21 protein-coding genes are annotated in these 19,329 nt (G+C 70.4%); 5 read left to right on the top strand and 16 right to left on the bottom strand.

Features of this window, described 5'->3' with window-relative positions:
* Positions 1–157: 157 nt before the first annotated feature.
* From YS110_16270 to YS110_16255, 4 genes are read left to right on the top strand one after another with little or no spacing between them, the layout of a single operon-like run.
* Positions 158–1,300 (top strand): ABC transporter substrate-binding protein, encoded by a 1,143-nt coding sequence (locus YS110_16270; protein ID UJB66199.1) that lies wholly within the window; start codon positions 158–160, stop codon positions 1,298–1,300.
* Entirely contained in the window at positions 1,297–2,331 is a 1,035-nt protein-coding gene (locus YS110_16265) for an iron ABC transporter permease (GenBank protein ID UJB66198.1), read from the top strand. Before YS110_16270 ends, YS110_16265 begins: the two co-directional genes overlap by 4 nt.
* Positions 2,328–3,137 (top strand): ABC transporter ATP-binding protein, encoded by an 810-nt coding sequence (locus YS110_16260; protein UJB66197.1) that lies wholly within the window; start codon positions 2,328–2,330, stop codon positions 3,135–3,137. The genes YS110_16265 and YS110_16260 overlap by 4 nt, the downstream gene beginning before the upstream one ends.
* The gene (locus YS110_16255; GenBank protein UJB66196.1) at positions 3,134–3,418 is read left to right on the top strand and encodes a DUF2218 domain-containing protein; all 285 of its coding nucleotides are present in this window, start codon (positions 3,134–3,136) and stop codon (positions 3,416–3,418) included. The genes YS110_16260 and YS110_16255 overlap by 4 nt, the downstream gene beginning before the upstream one ends.
* A 793-nt stretch (positions 3,419–4,211) precedes the next feature.
* On the opposite strand, the gene YS110_16250 is transcribed toward YS110_16255, so the two are convergent.
* The 14 genes from YS110_16250 to YS110_16185 all read right to left on the bottom strand — a co-directional run bounded on the left by YS110_16250 (position 4,212) and on the right by YS110_16185 (position 16,715).
* Positions 4,212–4,403, bottom strand: a complete 192-nt coding sequence (locus YS110_16250) for a 4-oxalocrotonate tautomerase family protein (GenBank protein ID UJB66195.1) — start codon at positions 4,401–4,403, stop codon at positions 4,212–4,214.
* A 27-nt stretch (positions 4,404–4,430) separates the two neighbouring features.
* Entirely contained in the window at positions 4,431–5,219 is a 789-nt protein-coding gene (gene dmpH, locus YS110_16245; GenBank protein UJB66194.1) for a 2-oxo-3-hexenedioate decarboxylase, read from the bottom strand.
* Positions 5,220–5,261: 42 nt separating this feature from the next.
* Complete coding sequence (locus YS110_16240; protein UJB66193.1) at positions 5,262–6,506, bottom strand: ABC transporter substrate-binding protein; 1,245 nt, start codon at positions 6,504–6,506, stop codon at positions 5,262–5,264.
* Positions 6,503–7,837, bottom strand: a complete 1,335-nt coding sequence (locus tag YS110_16235) for an MCP four helix bundle domain-containing protein (protein ID UJB66192.1) — start codon at positions 7,835–7,837, stop codon at positions 6,503–6,505. Before YS110_16235 ends, YS110_16240 begins: the two co-directional genes overlap by 4 nt.
* Before the next feature lie 13 nt (positions 7,838–7,850).
* Positions 7,851–8,879, bottom strand: a complete 1,029-nt coding sequence (dmpG, locus tag YS110_16230; GenBank protein ID UJB66191.1) for a 4-hydroxy-2-oxovalerate aldolase — start codon at positions 8,877–8,879, stop codon at positions 7,851–7,853.
* Positions 8,880–8,893: 14 nt separating this feature from the next.
* Positions 8,894–9,802, bottom strand: coding sequence for an acetaldehyde dehydrogenase (acetylating) (locus YS110_16225; protein UJB66190.1), 909 nt, complete (start codon positions 9,800–9,802; stop codon positions 8,894–8,896).
* Between the two features lie 20 nt (positions 9,803–9,822).
* Entirely contained in the window at positions 9,823–10,617 is a 795-nt protein-coding gene (locus YS110_16220) for an SDR family NAD(P)-dependent oxidoreductase (GenBank protein UJB66189.1), read from the bottom strand.
* An 11-nt stretch (positions 10,618–10,628) separates the two neighbouring features.
* Positions 10,629–11,411, bottom strand: a complete 783-nt coding sequence (gene dmpE / locus YS110_16215) for a 2-oxopent-4-enoate hydratase (protein UJB66188.1) — start codon at positions 11,409–11,411, stop codon at positions 10,629–10,631.
* Between the two features lie 113 nt (positions 11,412–11,524).
* Positions 11,525–12,985 carry a 2-hydroxymuconic semialdehyde dehydrogenase gene (locus YS110_16210; protein ID UJB66187.1) on the bottom strand — a complete coding sequence of 487 codons (1,461 nt, stop codon included), beginning with the start codon at positions 12,983–12,985 and terminating at the stop codon, positions 11,525–11,527.
* Positions 12,986–13,180: 195 nt separating this feature from the next.
* The gene (locus YS110_16205; protein UJB66186.1) at positions 13,181–14,065 is read right to left on the bottom strand and encodes a transporter; all 885 of its coding nucleotides are present in this window, start codon (positions 14,063–14,065) and stop codon (positions 13,181–13,183) included.
* 12 nt (positions 14,066–14,077) lie between these two features.
* On the bottom strand, positions 14,078–14,509 hold the full coding sequence (locus YS110_16200) for a heme-binding protein (GenBank protein ID UJB66185.1): 432 nt from the start codon (positions 14,507–14,509) through the stop codon (positions 14,078–14,080).
* Positions 14,509–15,435 carry a catechol 2,3-dioxygenase gene (locus YS110_16195; protein ID UJB66184.1) on the bottom strand — a complete coding sequence of 309 codons (927 nt, stop codon included), beginning with the start codon at positions 15,433–15,435 and terminating at the stop codon, positions 14,509–14,511. The genes YS110_16200 and YS110_16195 overlap by 1 nt, the downstream gene beginning before the upstream one ends.
* Before the next feature lie 26 nt (positions 15,436–15,461).
* Positions 15,462–15,797 (bottom strand): 2Fe-2S iron-sulfur cluster binding domain-containing protein, encoded by a 336-nt coding sequence (locus YS110_16190; protein ID UJB66183.1) that lies wholly within the window; start codon positions 15,795–15,797, stop codon positions 15,462–15,464.
* A gap of 318 nt (positions 15,798–16,115) precedes the next feature.
* On the bottom strand, positions 16,116–16,715 hold the full coding sequence (locus tag YS110_16185; protein ID UJB66182.1) for a hypothetical protein: 600 nt from the start codon (positions 16,713–16,715) through the stop codon (positions 16,116–16,118).
* 126 nt (positions 16,716–16,841) lie between these two features.
* On the opposite strand from YS110_16185, the gene YS110_16180 reads away from it, so the two are divergent.
* Positions 16,842–17,720, top strand: coding sequence for a LysR family transcriptional regulator (locus YS110_16180; GenBank protein ID UJB66181.1), 879 nt, complete (start codon positions 16,842–16,844; stop codon positions 17,718–17,720).
* An 18-nt stretch (positions 17,721–17,738) separates the two neighbouring features.
* Here the strand turns inward: YS110_16180 and YS110_16175 are convergent, their stop codons facing one another.
* Both YS110_16175 and YS110_16170 read right to left on the bottom strand, forming a co-directional pair.
* The gene (locus tag YS110_16175) at positions 17,739–18,809 is read right to left on the bottom strand and encodes a 2Fe-2S iron-sulfur cluster binding domain-containing protein (GenBank protein ID UJB66180.1); all 1,071 of its coding nucleotides are present in this window, start codon (positions 18,807–18,809) and stop codon (positions 17,739–17,741) included.
* Positions 18,810–18,971: 162 nt separating this feature from the next.
* Complete coding sequence (locus YS110_16170; GenBank protein UJB66179.1) at positions 18,972–19,328, bottom strand: phenol hydroxylase; 357 nt, start codon at positions 19,326–19,328, stop codon at positions 18,972–18,974.
* Position 19,329 lies beyond the last annotated feature (1 nt).

Raw genomic sequence — 19,329 nt, 5'->3', positions numbered from 1 at the left:
CATGGCAAACGCGGCGCACGGTGCGTGCAGGCGGCACAAACATCTTCGTTGGCGCGGCAAACACCGGCGGCGGCAAAACCTGCGATGCTAGCAATCCATGCCAATTAATACAAATCATTCTCAATAGAATGACGGATTTGCAACACCGTCTACCGCCATGCTTTCTCTCTTGCTCCATGCGCGCCGCTGGTTGAGCGGCGCCCTGTTGGCGCTGGCCGCCACGGCCCAGGCCCAGCCGGCCGCCGTCACCGTCACCGATCTCGCGGGCCGCACCGTGCGCGTGCCCGCGCAGGTCGATCGCGTGCTGCTTGGCGAGGGGCGCCTGCTGCCCGCGCTGGCCGTGTTCGACAAGGACGACCCGGTGCGCCGCGTCGTCGCCATGATGGGCGAGTTCGAGCAACTGGACGCGCCCGGCTACGCGCAGTGGGCGCGGCGCTTTCCGCAGGTGGACAAGGTGCCGCGCGTCGGCCGGGGCAGCAGCGGCAGCTTCAGCGACGAACAGGCCATCGCGCTGCGGCCCCAGGTGGCCATCCTTGGCCTGGCCGGCGGCCACGGCCCGAGCGAGCGCGACCGCGAGACCCTGGCACGCCTGGAGGCCGCGGGCGTGGCCGTGGTGTTCATCGACTTCCGCCACGACCCGCTGGTGAACACGCCGCGCAGCATGCTGTTGCTGGGCGAGGTGCTGGGCAAGCGGGCCGAGGCTGAGGCTTTCGTGCAGTTCTGGCGCGCGCAGCTCGCGCTGGTGACGCAGCGCCTGGCCCAGGCGCGCCCCGAGGCGCCCACGGTGTTCCTGGAAAACCGCGTCGGCCTGTCCGAAGGCTGCTGCGACACCATGGTCGGCCTGGTGGGCAAGCTGCTCGACGCCGCCGGCGCGCGCAACGTGGCCCAGGGCCTGATCCCCGGCGAGGCCGGCACGCTGAACCCCGAGTTCCTGATCGCGCGCCAGCCGCGCTACTACATCGGCACCGGCATCGGCGCGCTGGCCACGGCGCACAAGACGCCGCTGCGCGTGGTGCTCGGCGCCGACGCCACGCCCGAGGCGGCGCAGGCCTCGCTGGCGCGCGCCGTGCAGCGCCGCGGCATCGCGCAGCTCGAAGCCGTGCGCGAAGGCCGCGCCTACGCCATGTGGCACCACTTCTACAACTCGCCGTTCAACGTGGTGGCCGTGCAGGCCTTCGCCAAGTGGCTGCACCCCGAATTGTTCGCCGGGCTCGACCCGCGCGCCACGCTGCAGACGATGTACGAGCGCTTCCAGCCCATCGCGCTCGAAGGCACCTACTGGACGGCGCTGCGGCCATGACGCTGGCCGCGCGCTACCGCCGCTTCGCCGCGCTGCGCCGCTGGCTGCTGGCCGCCCTGGCCGCGGCGCTGTGCGCCACGCTGGCGCTGGACCTGGCCACCGGCCCTTCGGGCATGCCGCTGGCCGACGTGGCGGCCGGGCTGCTGCGGCCCGCCGCGCTGCCGCTGGAGCAGCGCATCATTTTGTGGGAGGTGCGCCTGCCCTACGCCGTGATGGCGCTGCTGGTCGGCGCGGCGCTGGGCCTGGCGGGCGCGGAGATGCAGACGGCGCTGAACAACCCGCTGGCCAGCCCGTTCACGCTCGGCCTGTCGGCCGCAGCCGCCGTGGGCGCGTCGGCGGCGGTGGTGGGCGGCTTCACGCTCATGGCCTTCGGCGAGAACCTGGCGGTGCCGCTCTCGGCCTTCGCCGGCGCGGCGGCGGCCACGCTGCTGATCCAGCTGCTCGCCTGGCGCTACGGCGCCACGGTGGACACGGTGGTGCTGTTCGGCATCGCGCTGCTGTTTTCCTTCGAGGCGCTGCTGTGGCTCATGCAGTTCATCGCCGACAGCAACGCGCTGCAGCAGATCGTGTTCTGGTCCATGGGCAGCCTGGCGCGCGCCACCTGGAACAAGATCGGCCTGGTGGCCTGCGTGCTGCTGCTGTGCGCGCTGTGGTCGGCACGCAGCGCCTGGCTGCTCACGGCGCTGCGCGCGGGCGAGGACCAGGCGCGCAGCTTCGGCATCGCGGTGGAGCGGCTGCGCCTGGTGACGCTGCTGCGCGTGTCGCTGCTCGCGGCCACGGCGCTGTCGTTCGTCGGCACCATCGGCTTCGTCGGCCTGGTGGGGCCGCACATGGCGCGGCTGCTGCTGGGCGAGGACCACCGCTACTACCTGCCGGGCAGCGCGCTCGCCGGGGCGCTGATGCTCTCGGGCGCGTCCATCCTCAGCAAGACGCTGGTGCCCGGCGTGGTGCTGCCCATCGGCATCATCACCGCGCTGGTGGGCGTGCCCCTGTTCATGGCCCTGGTGCTCGCGCGCAGGAGGGATGCATGAGCGCCGGCCTGGAACTGCGCGGCCTGGGCGCCGGCTACCCGCGCCGGCCGGTGCTCGAAGGGCTTCACCTCGAACGCATCGCGCCCGGCGCGCTGGTGGCGCTCGTAGGGCCGAACGCGGTGGGCAAGTCCACGCTGCTCAAGGCCATCGCCGGGCTGCGCCCGGTGCGCGGGCAGGTGCTGCTGGACGGCACCGACCTGGCCACGCTGGGCCCGCGCGAGCGCCTGCGCCGCGTGGGCTACCTGCCGCAGGCGCTGCCCCAGGCCAGCTCGCTCGTGGCCTACGAGGCCCTGCTGAGCGCGCTGCGCGCCAGCCGCGGCGACTGGAGCGGCGCGCAGCGCGAGGCCGCCATCGCGCGCGTCTTCGCCACGCTGGGGCTGGAGGCGCTGGCGCTGCGCCCGTTGAACGAGCTCTCGGGCGGGCAGCGCCAGATGATCGGCCTGGCCCAGGTGCTGGCGCGCGCGCCGCGCCTGCTGCTGCTCGACGAACCCACCAGCGCGCTCGACCTGCGCTGGCAGTTGCAGGTGCTGCAGGCCGTGCGCGCGCTGGTGCGCGAAGGCCAGGCGCTGGCGCTGGTCGCCGTGCACGACCTGAACCTGGCACTGCGCTTTTGCGACCACATCGTGGTGCTGGGCCAGGGCCAGCCGCATAACCGCCTGCTCGCGGCGGGCCGCCCGGCCGAGGTGCTCACGCCCGCGCTGCTGCGCAGCGCCTACGGCGTGCGCGCGCGCATCGAGCATTGCTCGCTGGGCCACCCGCTGGTGCTGGCCGACGAAGCCATTTCCTTGACGGACGACACCCCATGATCCATGCCCGAGGCCACGTGGCCACCCCCGAAGCCAGCCGCTGGCTGCAGCGCCTGTGCCACCACTTCAGCCGCAAGATCGCCGTGCAATACGACGCGCACCAGGGGCGCGCCGAATTCCCCTGGGGCGTGTGCGAGATGCGGGCCGACGCGCAGGCGCTGCACTTCGCCTGCACGGCGCAGACCGGCGAGGCGCTGGCGCAGGGGCGGTTCACCATCGAGGAGCATGTGAAGCTGTTTGCGCGGAGGGCGCCTATGGTGGTGCAGTGGAATTTGAGGTGAAATTGGGCTTTAGGGCTTGTGTGGCAAGCGCTTGCAGCTCTCTTTTTTGTAGTGTTTTTGTGGGGTTGCTTCCCGGAGCCGGGACTCGCCCCGGCGGGCGAGGTACTTTCTTGCTGCGCGGCAAGAAAGTACCCAAAGAAACGCGCCCCGCAGTCTGCGACCCCTTCGCTGCGCTACGGGGCACACCTGGGGCGAGACGCTGGCGGGGTGCGCTGCGGAACTCGCTGCGCGCTACGCGCTTCGCTCAAACAGCCGCAGCGAGTCAGACCACGAAGCATGCGCGACTTCGCGCATGCCACCCCACCACCGCCTCGCCCCAGGCGCAGCCTGAAAGGGGGTGGAGACGATCCGGGCCATCGCTGCGCTCGGCCCCCAGCACGCAGGCGCTGCGCGCCGCGCGCGCCAGGCCGAGCGCAGCGATGGCCCGTGTGCGGGCTTCAAACCCCTTCTGGCCGTACCGAGGAGCGCAGGGCGTGGGGCGGGCGCGTGTGCCGAAGGACACACGCGCTTCGTGATCTGACTTGCCGCGTCTGTTTGAACGCAGCGCGTAGCGCGCAGTGAGTTACGCGGCACCGCCCCGCGCCCGAGCACCGCAGGCTGCCCCGGAGCGCAGCGCAGGGGATACGGGCAGCAGGGGCGTGCTTCTTTTGCTTCCTTTTCTTGCACGAGCAAGAAAAGGGAGTCGCCCGCCGGGGCGAGTCCCGGCCCCGGGAAACAAACCCACAGCAAAATCTCAAAAAAGAGAGCTGCCAGCGCTCACCCAGCAAGCCCTAGAGGCCTTTCCGACGCCAAACTACCGCCCCAACTCCTTGGCACTAACCCCCGCGATCCCCCAGTTCTCCTTGGGCACCTCCTGAATCCACACGCGCACGTTGGCGATCGGCGCGCCGGTGGCCTCAACCAGCGCCTGGCTCACTTTTTCGATCACGGCCTTCTTCTGTTCCTCGGTGCGGCCTTCGATGAGATAGATCTGTGCGAATGGCATGGCTGTTGGCTCCTTTCAAGCCGGGGGTTATGCGAAGCGCAGCGACACGCTGCCCATGCCCTGCACGCGCAGGCTCACGCTGTCGCCGGCGGCCACGGCCACGGCCTCGGTCACGCCGCCCGAGAGGATCAGGCTGCCTGCCGGAATCTCCTGCCCGCGCCGGCCCAGGTGGTTGGCCAGCATGGCGATGGCCGCCGCCGGGTGCCCCAGCACGGCTGCGCCCGCGCCCAGGGCCACGGGCTGGCCGTTCTTCTCCAGCACGATGCCGACGGTGCGCAGGTCCACGGCTTCAGGCCGCAGCGCCTGCCCGCCGACCACGAAGCGCGCGGCCGAGGTGTTGTCGGCCACCACGCTCTTGAGGTCGAACTTGAAGTCGCGGTAGCGGCTGTCGATGACCTCGATGCCGGGCAGCACGAAGTCGGTAGCCGCGAGCACGGCGCCGATGTGGCAGCCCGGCCCCTTGAGCGCGTGCTTGAGCACGAAGGCGATCTCGGGCTCCACCTTGGGGTGGATGAGCGCGGACGTGTCCACCGTGGCACCCTCGGCCACGGTGTATTCATCGACCAGGAAACCGAACACCGGCTCGGTCACGCCCATCTGCTTCATCTTGGCGTGCGAGGTCAGGCCGGCCTTGAGGCCGACCACGCGCGCGCCGCGCGCCAGCTTGCGCTGCAGGATCGCGTCCTGGATGGCGTAGGCGTCGTCCCAGTCCATCTGCGGATGGTCGTCGGTGATCTTGGGCGTGTCGCGCGCCTGCAGCTGGCAGGTTTCGAGGTGCTCGGCGAGCTGAGCAATGGTCTGGGGGGAAAGTGCCATGGTGTCGTGCTTCCATCGGTACAAAAAAAGGGGAAAAGCCGGTCAGCCCCCCGCCACTTGCAGGCGGGTGGTGACGGGAATGAAGGGCGAGCGCGTGTTGTCCACCACCTGCAGCACCCAGCGGCCCTGCGCGTCGCGCTGCCATTGGCCGCCAACGGCGGGGGTGGAGCACACGTTGAGTGCGGGAAAGCGGCCCGAGAAGCCCAGCGGGCCCACCACCGTGCGCGCCTTCACGCGGCGTAGCGCCTGCACGATGCCCTGCCGCGTGGCGGTTTCGGCCTCCTGGACGGCCTGCGCCGCCAGATCAACCAGCGCGTGCGAGAAGCCCAGGGTCTGCACCCAGGGCTGGCGCGTGCGCTGCTCGTATTCCTGCGCCACCTCCTGCGAGGTGGCGCCCGTCCAGCCCGAGCGAAACGGCCAGGCCGGTGACCACCAGACCTCGTTGGTCAGCGCCATGCCGGGTGCGTTGATGGCGGCCGCCGTGTCGGGGAACGGAAACGCCTTGGCGATGGACGCCATGCGCGGCTGGTAGCCCACCTTGCGCGCGGCCTCGAAGAACGCCAGGGCCACGGGCGGCGGCAGCACGCCGGTGAGCATCTGCACGCCCGCGTCGCGCAGCCGGGTGGCGATGCCGGTGTAGTCCGGCGCGGCGAGCTGCAGGCGGCCGGTGTCGAACAGCGTGAGCTGGTGCTGCGCCAGGGCCTGCGGCATGGCTTCGCGGAAGGCCGGGCCGTCGATATCGTCGGGCCAGATGCCGCCCACCACGCGGCCCAGGCCAGCGCGGGCGAACAGGCTGCCGTAGACGCCGGCGAAATCCTCCAGCCCGACGAAGAAGTGGAACGTCCACTGAAAGCCCTTGTTCGGGTTGCCCTTGCGGCCGTGGAACCAGGCCTGCCACGGCACCACCGAGGTGACGCAGGGCACGCCCGCGGCCTCGCACACGTCGGCCACGGGGTTGCAGATTTCCGGCGTGGCCGTGGCCAGCACCAGGTGCGTGCCGTTGGCGGCCAGCGCCGCCGCGATCTCGGCCGCCCTGGCGGGCGACGAGGCCGCGTCGTACAGCTCCAGCGTGACGGCGCGCTGGCCCAGGTGGCGCGTGGGCAGCCCGGCCGCCAGGCGCTCGGCGAACAGCCCGTGCACGTAGGTGTTGGTGGCGCCGAAGGCCGACAGCACGCCCGTGGCGGGTGAAATCAAGGCCACGCGCAGGGGCGCGTTCTGCGCGCGTGCGCCAACGCCGCCCAGGGCGCCGAAGGCCGCGCCCGCGGCCAAGAGTTCGCGCCGCTTCATGCCGCCGCCCCGCTGGCGCGGCGCAGCCAGGCGGCCACCCGCGTGCCCGGTGCCGGTGCGTCGAGCCGCGCCAGCGCGGCCTTGACGCGGTCGTAGGCCGGGCGTACCTGTTGCGGCACCAGGGCGCGTACTTCGTCGAAACGCCCCTGCGCGGCCAGCGCCAGCACCTGGCCGCGCACGCTGCGGTAGTCGCGCAGCGCAGCGGCGAACGGACCGCCGGCCTCGCCCCGGCCCGCGCGCTGCAGCGCTGCCCAGGCGGCGTCCATCTGCCGGTCGATCTGCGCGATGCGCTCGACCACCGGGGCCACCTCGGCGGCGGTGTCGGCGTTCATCACCAGGATGTTGCAGGCGCGCAGCTCTTCGATGCCGTCGGCCAGCCGCCCCGCCGGGTTGCCGCCGGGCAGCAGGCCCGAGGTCTCGCGCTTGAGCTGGCCGATCAGCCCCTGCACCACGCGCAGCTGCGCGTTGCTCTGGCCCACCCACTCGACCGACTCGCGCGCGGCGGCGGACAGCGCCTCGGCGTCCTGCACCAGGCGCTGGCTCGTGCCGCCCTGGGTCTGCGCGGCTGCGGCCATGTCGCTGGCCGCCTGCAGCGTGCGGCCCGAACGCTCGCGGATGCCGGCCAGCGCGTCGGCGGTCTCGTGCGTGCGCTGCACGCTGCCCTGGATGTCGCCGAGCACCGTCTGCAGGAACTGGTTGGCCGCCTCGGTGCTGGCGGTGATGCCGGCGATCATCTGGCGGATCTGCCCGGTGGATTCGCGCGTGTGCCCGGCCAGCCGGCGCACCTCGTCCGCCACCACGGCAAAGCCGCGCCCCTGCTCGCCCGCCCGCGCCGCCTCGACGGCGGCGTTGAGCGACAGCAGGTGGGTCTGCATGGCCACGTTCTGGATCATGGCGACGATGCCCTCGATATCGCCGGTGTGCTGGCGCACCTCGCGGAAACGCGCCTCCAGCCCGTTTGCGGACTGCTCCAGCGAGGCGATGCGCTGCAGGGTTTCCTGCAGCAGGGCATCGCCGCGCAGGGTCAGCGCGTGCATGGAATCGACCTCGCCGCAGGTGGTGGCGGCCGCCTCGGCCACCGTGTCCACGCTCTGCGCCAGCGCCTGCACGCCTTCGCGCAGGCTGGCGAGCACGGCGGACTGCGTGCGCGCCCCGGCCACCACGCGCGTGAACGAGGACAGCACGCTGGCGTTGTTCACCGCCACGTCGAGCGCGTGCCGGTCCACCTGCTCCAGCGGCTTGCGCGCGGCGGGCCGCGCACCCTGCCGCACGGCCAGGCACAGCAGCGCCAACAACAGTGCCCCCAGGGCCACGAGCACGGCGGTCGCCATGGCGCCGGCTCCGTCAGGCGGCCCGCAGGCCGCGTTCGCGCGCCATGGTCAGCGCGGTGTCCTCGATCATGTCCTCCTGCCCGCCCACCATGCCGCGCCGGCCCAGCTCGACCAGCAGGTCGCGCGCCGGAATGCCGTACTTCTTCTCGGCCCGCTTGGCGAACAGCAGGAAGCTGCCGTACACGCCCGCGTAGCCCAGCGTGAGCGCGTCGCGGTCGATGCGGATGGGGAAGTCCATCAGCGGCACCACGAGGTCGTCGGCCACGTCCTGGATCTTCCACACGTCCACGCCCGTCTCGTAGCCCATGCGGTCGAGCACGGCCACCAGCACTTCCATGGGCGTATTGCCCGCACCCGCGCCCAGCCCGGCGCTGGCCGCGTCGATGCGGTTGGCACCGGCTTCGATGGCGGCGATGGAGTTGGCCACGCCCATGGCCAGGTTGTGGTGGCCGTGGAAGCCCAGCTCGGTCTCGGGCTTCAGGGCCGCACGCACGGCGGCGATGCGTTCCTTCACCTGGTCGGGCAGCAGGTAGCCGGCCGAGTCGGTCACGTAGATGCAGTTGGCGCCGTAGCCTTCCATGAGCCGGGCCTGCTTGACGAGGCCGTCGGCGCTGTTCATGTGCGCCATCATCAAAAAGCCCACCGTGTCCATGTCGAGCTTGCGCGCCATGGTGATGTGCTGCTCGCTCACGTCGGCCTCGGTGCAGTGCGTGGCCACGCGGATGGTGTGCACGCCCAGGCCGTGCGCCATCTTCAGGTGGTCCACGGTGCCGATGCCCGGCAGCAGCAGGGCCGAGACCTTGGCCTGCTTCATGAGGGGGATCACGGTGCCCAGGTATTCCTCGTCGCTGTGCGCGGGAAAGCCGTAGTTGACCGAGGCTCCGCCCAGGCCGTCGCCGTGGGTCACTTCGATCAGCGGCACGCCGGCCGCGTCCAGGCCCTGGGCCACGCTCTTCATCTGCTCCAGCGTCATCAGGTGGCGCTTGGGGTGCATGCCGTCGCGCAGCGTCATGTCGTGCAGGGTGATGTGTTGTTTGGTCATGGTGGGGTTCTCCTTCAGGCGGCCTGCAGGGTGAGACGGCCGGCGAGCATTTCCTCGGCGAACATCTCGGCGGTGCGCGCGGCGGCGGCGGTCATGATGTCGAGGTTGCCGGCGTACTTGGGCAGGTAGTCGCCCAGGCCTTCCACTTCGAGAAAGACCGAGACGCGGTTGCCGTCGAACACCGGGCCGTTGACCAGCTTGTAGCCCGGCACGTACTTCTGCACCTCGGCCAGCATGGCGTGGATGGAGGCGGTGATGGCCGCCTGGTCGGGCTCGCCCTCGGTGAGGCAGTGCACGGTGTCGCGCATGATGAGCGGCGGGTCGGCCGGGTTGATGACGATGATGGCCTTGCCCTTCTTCGCGCCGCCCACGCGCTCGATGGCGCCGGCCGTGGTGCGCGTGAACTCGTCGATGTTCTTGCGCGTGCCCGGCCCGGCCGAGCGGCTGGAGACGGTGGCGACGATCTCGCCATACGCCACGGGCTGCACGCGGCTCACCGCCGCCACCATGGGGATGGTGGCCTGGCCACCGCAGGTGACCATGTTGACGTTCATCTCGCCCTGGCCCACGTGCTCCTTGAGGTTGACGGGCGGCACGCAGTACGGGCCGATGGCGGCGGGCGTGAGGTCGATCATCAGCGCGCCCTGCGCGTTGACCTTGCGCGAGTTCTCGGCGTGCACGTAGGCGCTGGTGGCGTCGAAGACGATCTGCACGCCGTCGGCCTGCATGTGCGGCACCAGGCCGTCCACGCCCTCGGCGGTGGTCTTGATGCCCATCTCTCGCGCGCGCTTCAGGCCGTCGGATTCGGGGTCGATGCCCACCATCCAGACGGGCTCCAGCACCGGGCTGCGCTGCAGCTTGGCGAGCAGGTCGGTGCCGATGTTGCCCGGCCCGATCAGGGCGCATTTGATTTTTTGGCTCATGGGGAATCCTTGAAGAAAGGTCAGCAGATCGAGGAAAGAATGCCGCCCTCCACCCGCAGCGCCGCGCCATTGGTGGCGGCGGAGCGCGGGCTGCAGACGTAGGCGACCAGTGCGGCCACCTCGGACGGGTCGATGAAGCGGCGCAGCAGCGAGGTGGGGCGCGCCTGGGCGAAAAAGCGCCGCTCGGCCTCCGCCAGGTCCACGCCCTGCTCGGCCGCCAGCTTGGCGAAGAACGCGCCCACGCCTTCGGTTTTCGTCGGGCCGGGCAGCACGGCGTTCACCGTCACGCCCGTGCCCGCGCAGTGCTGCGCCAGCCCGCGCGAGACGGAGAGCTGCGCCGCCTTGCTCATGCCGTAATGGAGCATCTCGGTCGGCGGGTTGACGCCGGACTCGCTGTTGATGAACACCACGCGGCCCCAGCCCGCCGCCTGCATGGCGGGCAGCAGCGCGCGCGCCAGGCGCACGCCGCTCATCACGTTGGCGTCGAAGAAGCGCTGCCACTCGCCGTCGCCGATGGCCTCGAAGGGCCGCGGGTCGAAGATGCCGAAGTTGTTGACCAGGATGTCCACGCCCGCGCAGTCCTGGGCCAGCAGGCCGCAGCCCTCGGCGGTGGACAGGTCGGCGGCCGTGCCGCGCGCGTTGGCGCCGGGCACCAGCGCCTGCAGGCGCTGCACGGCCTGGGCCACGCGCGCCGCGTCGCGCCCGTTGAGCACCACGGCCGCGCCCTCGCGCGCCAGTTCGCAGGCAATGGCGAAGCCGATGCCCGCCGTGGAGCCCGTGACCAGCGCGCGCTTGCCGTTCAATTGCAAGTCCATGCCGCGCGCCCTCAGACGAAGCGCACCGAGCAGCCGCCGATGCCGCCGATGGCCACGCGCAGGTTGTCGCCCGCCTTCACCGGCACCATGATGCCCAGCGAGCCCGACAGCACCACCTCGCCCGCCTCCAGCGCGATGCCCAGGCGGCCCAGCGTGTTGGCCAGCCACGCCACGGCGTTGGCCGGGTGGCCCAGCGCGGCGGCACCCGCGCCGGTGGCGACGATCTCGCCGTTCTTCTCCAGCACCATGCCGCAGGTGCCCAGATCGACGTCGCGCGGATCGACCAGGCGGTCGCCGAGCACGAAGACGCCGCAGCTCGCGTTGTCGGCCACGGTGTCCTGGATCTTGATCTTCCAGTCGCGGATGCGCGAATCGACGATCTCGAAGCAGGCCATCACGCCCTCGGTGGCGGCGAGCACGTCGGCGGCGGTGACGCCGGGGCCCTTGAGCGTTTTCTTCAGCACGAAGGCGATCTCGCCCTCGGCCTTGGGCTGGATCAGCGTGTTGGCGGGGATGGCCTCGCCCTCGTTGTAGACCATGGCGTCGGTGAGCCAGCCGAAGTCTGGCTGGTACACGCCGAGCATGTCCATCACCGCCTTGGAGGTGACGCCGATCTTCTTGCCCACCACTTTCTCGCCAGCGGCCAGGCGGCGCGCCATCATCTGCTGCTGGATGGAGTAGGCGTCTTCGATGGTGAGGTCGGGGTGGCGGCTGGTCAGGGGCTCCAGCACCTGGCACTGGGTCAGGGCTTGGTAGAGCTCGTCGCCCAGTGGGGCGTGCAAAGAAGTGTTCATGGGGATCAATCGGCTAGGAAAGGAAATTCGGTGCGATGGGCCGGCACGGCTGAAACGCTATGCTTTCAGGAGCTGCCAGCGCTTGATGCACAAGCGCCAGAGCCACTTTTTGCCTAAAACTTCACCATCACGTTGCGCAGGTCGGTATAGAACTCCAGCGAGTGCACGCCGCCCTCGCGGCCGATGCCGGACTGCTTGGAGCCGCCGAAGGGCGTGCGCAAATCGCGCAGGAACCAGGCGTTGATCCAGCACAGGCCGACCTCGATGCGGTGCGCCAGGCGGTTGGCGCGCGAGATGTCCTGCGTGAACACGGCCGTAGCCAGGCCGTAGCGGTTGGCGTTGACCTTGGCGAGCACTTCCTCCTCGGTGTCGAAGGGGCTGATGTGGCAGCAGGGGCCGAAGATTTCCTCGGTGACCACGGTGGCGGTCTCGGGCAGGCCGGTCCAGATGGTGGGCTGCACCCAGGAACCGTTCTGGAGCGCCTCGGGCATGTCGGGAATGCCGCCGCCGGTGACGATGGTGGCGCCCTCGTCCTTGGCCGTCTTGTACAGGCCCAGCACCTTGGCCTGGTGCTTCTTGCTGATGAGCGGGCCGATCTTGGTGTCCTTGTCGAATGGCAGGCCGGGCTTCATGCCCTCGGCGCGCTCCTTCAAGGCGGCCACGAGCTTCTCGAAGATCGGGCGCTCGACGTACACGCGCTCGGTGCCCAGGCAGACCTGGCCCGCGTTCTCGAAGCACGAGCGCGTGAGCGTGTCCACGGCCACCTGGAAGTCGCAGTCGGCGAACACCACGGCGGCGTTCTTGCCGCCCATCTCCAGCGACACGGGGCGCACGCCGTCGGCCGCGGCCTTCATGATGGCAGTGCCGGTGCGTGTCTCGCCGGTGAAGGTGATGCCGTTCACGCCCGGGTGGCGCGTGAGGAATTCGCCCGCCGAGCCCGGGCCGAAGCCGTGCACCACGTTGTAGACGCCCTTGGGCATGCCCACCGCGTTCATCACCTCGCCCAGCAGCGTGGCGGTGGCCGGGGTTTCCTCGCTGGGCTTGACGACCACGGTGTTGCCGCAGGCCAGCGCCGGGCCGACCTTCCAGGTCATGAGCAGCAGCGGCAGGTTCCACGGGCACACCACGGCGATGACGCCGCGCGGCACGCGCACGCCGTAGCTCAGGGCGGTCTTGCCGTCGGGCGTGCGCATGTTGAACGACTCGGTGGCCGTGCTCTTGATGGTGTCGATGAAGATCTGGAAGTTGGCCGCGCCGCGCGGAATGTCGACGTGCGAGGCCAGGTGGTGCGGCTTGCCCGTGTCGGCGATTTCGGCCTGCAGGAAGTCGTCGAAGCGGCGGTTGATCTCGCCCGCCACGGCGTCGAGCAGCTTGCAGCGCTCCACCACCGCCAGGCGCCCCCAGTCGCCCTGGAGCGCGGCGCGCGCGGCGGCCACGGCCGCATCGACCTCGCCCGGGCCCGCTTCATGGATGCGGCCGATGACGCTGCCATCGACCGGGTTGATGTCGTCAAACGTCTTGCCGCTGGTGCCGCGAACGTATTCGCCGTTGATGAAGTTGAGGAACTCTTTCATGTCATTGCTCTGTTGCCGGGAAATTGAACACCTGTGCGGCATGGGACGGCACGCATTGCGCACGGCGCATGAAACTCGCACGGCCCAAGCCAGGGCAGCCGCGCAAGGGCCGCCCCGCCGCGCGGGCTGCGTCCCCCATCCCGTAGCGCGCAGCGCGTAGAGAGAGGGGGGAAGACGCGAAGCGGCTCAGGGGGGTCAAAACGCTTTAACCAGGGTGAAGCGCAGCAGCGAGCCCTTGGCCTGCGGCCCCGTGCCCGCCTTGGCGCTCACTTCCTTGTAGAGCGCGCCCTTGAGGAACACGCCCGCACCCGGCACGGGGTAGACCAGTTCGGCGCCCACGGCGTGGCGCGCGGCCTTGTCGCTGCTGGCGCCGGGGCCGCTGTCGTTCGTGGTCTGCCACTGGCTGTAGCCCACCAGGCCCGCCGACACGGCGCCGAACGACTTGCCCAGGCCCCACTCCAGCGTCAGCTGGTCGCCGGGGCGGTAGCCCGCGCTGTTCTTGCCGTTGAACTCGTAGCGCACCAGCGCCGCGCCCGAGAGCGTCTTGGCGCCGTCGAAGTAGTAGGTCAGCCCGCCCGTGAGCATGGTGCTCCTGAAGCCCTTGCCGGGCGAGGCCGGGTGGCTGGTGCTGGCGTTGTCGAACCACATGCCGGCGGCGGCCACGGCGTCCCACTGCGGGCCGTGCCAGCCCAGTACCAGCGGGCCGAGGTACACGTCGCCCAGGCCCGAGCGCGAGTCGGAGATGCCGGCCGCGTTGATGGTGAGCGAGGTGCGCATCACCGGCACGATGGCCTCCACGCCGTAGTTGGCGCCGAGCAGCGTGTAGTCGGTGACCCAGACGAAGCGGTTGGCCAGCGCCGTGACGGTGCCGCTGTTGTGGCCCGGCAGGTTGTCGCTGCTGCCCGGCGCGCGGAAGTCGTCGATGCTGTAGTTCACCAGGTAGCCCAGGTAGTACATGCCCGGGGGCGGCACGCTGGCCGCCTGGATGCCCTCCACGCCGGGCACGTAGTGGCCGTCGGCGTGCGCGCCGGCGGCGGCCAGCAGGGCCAGGGCCGCTGCGGCGATGTGTGTGGTCTTCATGCTGTGGGTTCCTTATGTTTCTTCGAGGCCCAGCGCCGCCAGCGCGGCGCGGGCACAGATTTCGTCCTGATCGGCGCTGCCGCCCGAGACGCCGATGCCGCCGATGAGCACCCCGCCCTCGCGCACCGGCAGGCCGCCGCCGAAGACCACGTTGCGCGCGCGCTGGGGCATGCCCAGGCGCAGCGCCTCGTCGCCCTGCAAAATGCCGGCCCACTGCGCGGTGGCGAAGCCGAAGCCCGCGGCCGTGTAGGCCTTGTCGATGGCGATGTCCACCGAGTGCAGGAAGGCGCCGGGCATGCGCAGGAAGGCGGCGAGCACGCCCGAGGCGTCGGTCACCGCCGCGTTCACGCGGATGCCCAGCTCGCCCGCCTTGGCCACGGCGGCGGCCACCGCCGCGTGCGCCGCCTCGGCGGTGATGGCGCGCTGTTCGACGCTGCGCTGCATCAGGTCACCACGCTCAGGAAGGCGTCGTTGAGCTTGCGGTCGTGGTAGAAGATGCCGCGCCCCACGTTTTCCCAGCTCCAGGTGATGTGCTGCATGTCGGGGTAGTGGTCATAGCCGCCGCAGAAGGTCTCCAGGCGGTTGCCGCTGGGGTCGAAGAAATAGATCGTCGTGCCCTGCGTGATGCCGTGGCGCGTGGGACCGATGTCGATCGAGACGCGGTTGATGCTCATGATGTCGGCCGCGCGCAGCACGCTCTCCCAGCTCGGCATCTGGAACGACAGGTGGTGCAGCTTGCCGTCCTCGGCGTGGCGCACGAAGGCGATGTCGTGCGCCTTGGCGCTGCAGGTGAGCCACACGGCCAGGTCGGTCTGGCCGTCTTCCAGCTTCACGCGCTCGACCATGGAGAAGCCCAGCACCTCGGTGAACAGCTTGACGTTGCCGTCGATGTCGCCGCCGTAGAGCAGGCAGTGGTCCATGCGGATGGGGCGCAGGCCGGGGCCGTCGATCACGTCCACCTCGGGGTCGAAGCAGCCGGTGGTGTTGCCCACGGCGGTTTTCTGCGCGTACAGCTCGATGGTGTGGCCCGTGGGGATCTTGAAGCGCACGCGCTCGCCGGTCTCCATGAGCTCGCCGGCGGGGATGCGCTCGGTGGCCACGCCGTGGGCCTGCAGCTTGCGCTCCAGGTCGGCCAGCGTGGCGTCGTCGAGCACCTTGAAGGCGAAGAAGTCGATGCCCGCCTCGTCGGCCTGGCGCAGGACGACGCTGTTGTGGTCGCGCTCGGAGCGGGTCTTGAAGTACGCGCGGCCCTGCGCGTCGCGGCCCATGGGCATGAGGCCCATGACGTCGGTGTACCACTTCACCGATTCCTCCAGGTCCAGCACGCGGATCTGTGCGTGCCCTGGGCGCAAAACACCTGTCATTGCCATGATTTGTCTCCTTTACGTTGGTTGGTTCATGGATTGGGGGGAAGGGATGCCGCCGCCGGGCGGCATACGTTTTTCTTCATCGCGCCGATGACGTTGACGCGCAGATCGCTGCTCGGGTAGATGCGGCACGACAGCACGCAGCCCTCGGACTCCTCCTCGGCGCTGACGTGCGCGCGGCTCATCACGCGGCGCACGAACCGGCCTTCGAGCACCTGCACCTTGCACACGCCGCAGCCGCCCTGGCGGCAGCCCACGGGAATGCCTTTCCTGCCCAGCGCCTCCATGCCTTCGAGCACGGAACGGCTGTCCGCGCAGGCGTAGTGCTCGCCGGTGTTCTCGATGCAAATATCGAATTTCTGCATGGGACTTGTCTCCTTCACGGCACCCTCATCGCGCGGGGTGCCTGTGGTGATGGGTGTAACGATAGGGCGGCGTCTCAATGCCGTCCAATACCATTTTTCGGCTATTCCAATACTTTTTCAGCATCAAAAAACCACATGCCACAGGGGCCATGCGCGTGGTCTCCATGCCGCCACCCGCAGCCCATGCAACCGGCGCGGCCCAGGCCAGCGGACGCCGCGCAAGGGCCGCCCCGCCGCGCTGGCGGCGTCCCCCTGCCCGCCACGCGCAGCGTGGCGAGAGCGGGGGGAAGCGGCGCAGCCGCTCAGGGGGGTGTCGCATCACTTCGCGTGCAGCCAGGGATCGAGCCAGCGCGTCAGGCGCGGCGCGACCACCCAGGTCATGAGCAGCACCACCAGCGCGGTGATGACCATGACGCGCGGCACCAGCAGCCAGTGCTCCAGCAGCGGCGCCACGGTCAGGAACAGCAGCAGCACGGTGGGGAAGATGCCCAGCCACGTGACCACCGCCACCTTCCAGCGCGGCGGCGCGGTGCGGGTGGTGGCGCCGGGCCGGGCGAACCAGTAGTCGAGCCCGCTGACGCGGCGTAGTTGCTGCACGCCCACGGTGTGCGGCGCCACCTGCGCCAGCCAGTGCGCGCGCTCGGGCGAGGACTGCCAGGCGGCCAGGTGGGCCTCGCTGTCGAAGGCGAAGACGACGTGGTAGAGCAACGGCTCGGCGCCGTCGCCAGCCTCTTCGGGCGGCACCAGTTGCCCGCCGAGGTGCCCGGCGAAGCCGTTGGCCGCGGCCAGCATGCCCTGCATGGCGGCCTCGAAGCCGGCCACGGCCCCGGGCGCGACGCGGCGCGCAATCAGCACCGTGACGGCGCGCGGGGCCGCACCGGCCTGCGGAGAATCGGGGGACGGGGAAGAGTGTGACAAGGGCGGCCTCCGCTTCGGATGGGAAATGCGCGCAACGATAGGGAGGCAACCCGATACCGTCCAATACCATTTTTCCGGCGATCCGATACCATTTCCGTATTCACACTTCCTGCCGGAAAGACCTCCATGGACCTGCGTGACATGCGCCACTTCCTCGCCGTGGCCGAAGAGGGCCACATCGGCCGCGCTGCGGCCCGGCTGCACCTGTCGCAGCCGCCGCTGACGCGGCACATCCAGGCGCTGGAGGAAAAGATCGGCGTGCCGCTGTTCGTGCGCACGCCCAAGGGCGTGACGCTGACCGAGGCCGGCCGCACGCTGCTGGAGGAGGCGCCCAACCTGCTCGCGCTGGCGCAGCAGGCGGCCGAGCGCACGCGCCTGGCCGGCCAGGGGCTGATCGGGCGGCTCGACGTGGGGCTGTTCGGCTCGGGCGTGCTGGACGTGATTCCACGCATCCTGGCGCGCTTCCACCAGGCGCGGCCCGAGGTGAAGATCGTGCTGCACAACCTGACCAAGGACGCGCAGCTGCAGGCGCTGCGCGAGCGCCGCATCACCGTGGGCTTCAACCGCCTGGTGCCCGAGGAGGACGGCATCACCGTCGAGACGGTGCTGCGCGAGCCGCTGGTGGTGGCCATCGCGGCGTCGCACGCGCTGGCGGCGCGCCCGGCCATCCGCCTGCAGGACCTGGACGGCGTGCCGCTGATCCTCTACCCCAACGTGCCGCTGCGCGGGCTGGCGCAGGAGGTGGCCGACGCCTTCCGCGCCGAGGGCGTGCGCATGCGCGTGGAGCAGGAGGTGGAGGACGTGGTCACGGCCGTGGCCCTGGTCTCGGCGGGCTTCGGCGCGGCGATCACCACGCAGTCGGCGGCCAGCCTGCGCCTGCCGGGCGTGGAGTTCCGGCCGCTGCGCAGCGCCCGGCTCAAGGAACTGGAGCTGAGCTGCCTGTACCGCAGCGGCGACGCCTCGCCCACGCTCAGGGCCTTCCTGGACGTGGTGCATGAGTTCTAGCCCGGCGGCGCGCATGGCTCAGATCTTCTTGAACAGCGGGCTGCGCACCTGCTGCGCGTCGGCGGCCGAGATGAACTTCTCGGTGTAGATGTCGCGCTCGAACAGGCGGCCCTGCATCAGCGTGGTGATGCAGGCGTCAATCATCAGCGGCGGGCCGCACAGGTAGGCCTTGCGGCCGCGGAAGTCGTTGTTGAAATGCGCCTTGGCGGCCTCGTGCACGAAGCCGCGCGCGCCCTGCCAGCCGCTGTCCTCGGGCTCGCCCGAGAGCGCGGCGACGTAGGTGAAGCGCGGGTGCTCCTCGGCGAGGCGCAGGAACTCGTCATGGTGGTACAGCTCGTCCTGGCCGCGCGCGCCGTTGACCAGGGTGATGGGCGCGTCGCCCCCCTGGGCCAGCAGGTCCAGCACCATCGAGCGCGGGCTCGACAGGCCGGAGCCGCCCGCCAGGAACAGGTAGCCCAGCGCCTCGCCGTGGTGCGCCGAGGCGCGCACGAAGAAGCGCCCGTAGGGGCCGCTGACGCGCACGCGCTCGCCCGCCTTCAGGTGCTGGTGCACCCAGCCCGTGCCCTTGCCGCCGGGCACGAGGCGGATGTTCAGCTCGATCTCGCCCGACTGCGCCGGGCTGCTGGCGATGGAGAAGGCGCGCGGCTGGCTCTCGCCGGGGATGTGCAGAGTGACGTACTGCCCGGCCTGGAAGTCGATGGGCGCGTCGAGCTCGATCCACACGCCCTTGATGGTGGGCGTGAGGCTTTCGATGCGCGAGACGGTGCCGGCAAAGTCCCGCACCGGCAGGTTGCGCGCGTCGGGCTCCTCGTCGATCTCGGCCTCGATCACCACGCTGTCGGACACCAGCGTGGCGCAGCAGGCCAGGCACTGGCCCTCGTCGCGCTCGTAGTCCATCAGCGCGAAGCCGCTGGCCTCGCCGTGGTCGATCTCGCCGTCGGTCACCTGCACCTTGCAGGTGCCGCACAGGCCGTGGCAGCAGGCGTGGGGCAGGTAGATGCCGGCGCGCAGCGCGGCGTCCAGCAGGGTCTGGCCTTCCTCGACGTCGACCACCTGGCCCAGGGGTTCTATGGTGAGCTGGTAGCTCATGGCGCTCTCGATGCTTTCAAAAACAATAGCTGCTTGCGCTTGCTGTACAAGGGTTTGCGGCGGTTTTTATTCAAAAACCCCTCCCCCGCCGGGGGAGGGCCAAGGCGGGCGGACCCGCCGCGCCAGCCCCGCCAGGACAGGGCCGGCGTGCTGCTTCGCTCTTCAGAACCCACTACCCCGGATGCCCGTGAGGCCCGGCGTGCGGAAGCGGATCGCGCTCTTGTGGCCCAGGCCGTTCTCGGCCAGGGTCTTGTCCATGTCGGGCACGAAGGGCCGGCCCGAGACGAACCACTCTGCCTGGTTCCAGTCGATGTGCGCGAAGTCGGGGTGCGCGCCGAACATGCCGGGCAGCGCGCCCTGCACCACCTCGCCGAACTTCATGGCCGGCGGCATGGGCACGCAGAACGGGGCGCAGAACATCTTGTGGTCCTCCCAGCCGATGTAGAGCAGCGGCGCGGGGAACTTGTCCACCGTGTCCTGCGGCGGGAAGTGGTAGGGGGCGGCGGATTTGACGGCCATG

Origin of the sequence: Acidovorax sp. YS12 (assembly GCA_021496925.1) — a bacterium.
Taxonomy (GTDB): Bacteria; Pseudomonadota; Gammaproteobacteria; order Burkholderiales; family Burkholderiaceae_C; genus Paenacidovorax.
This window is presented reverse-complemented; position numbering and strand designations above follow the sequence as displayed.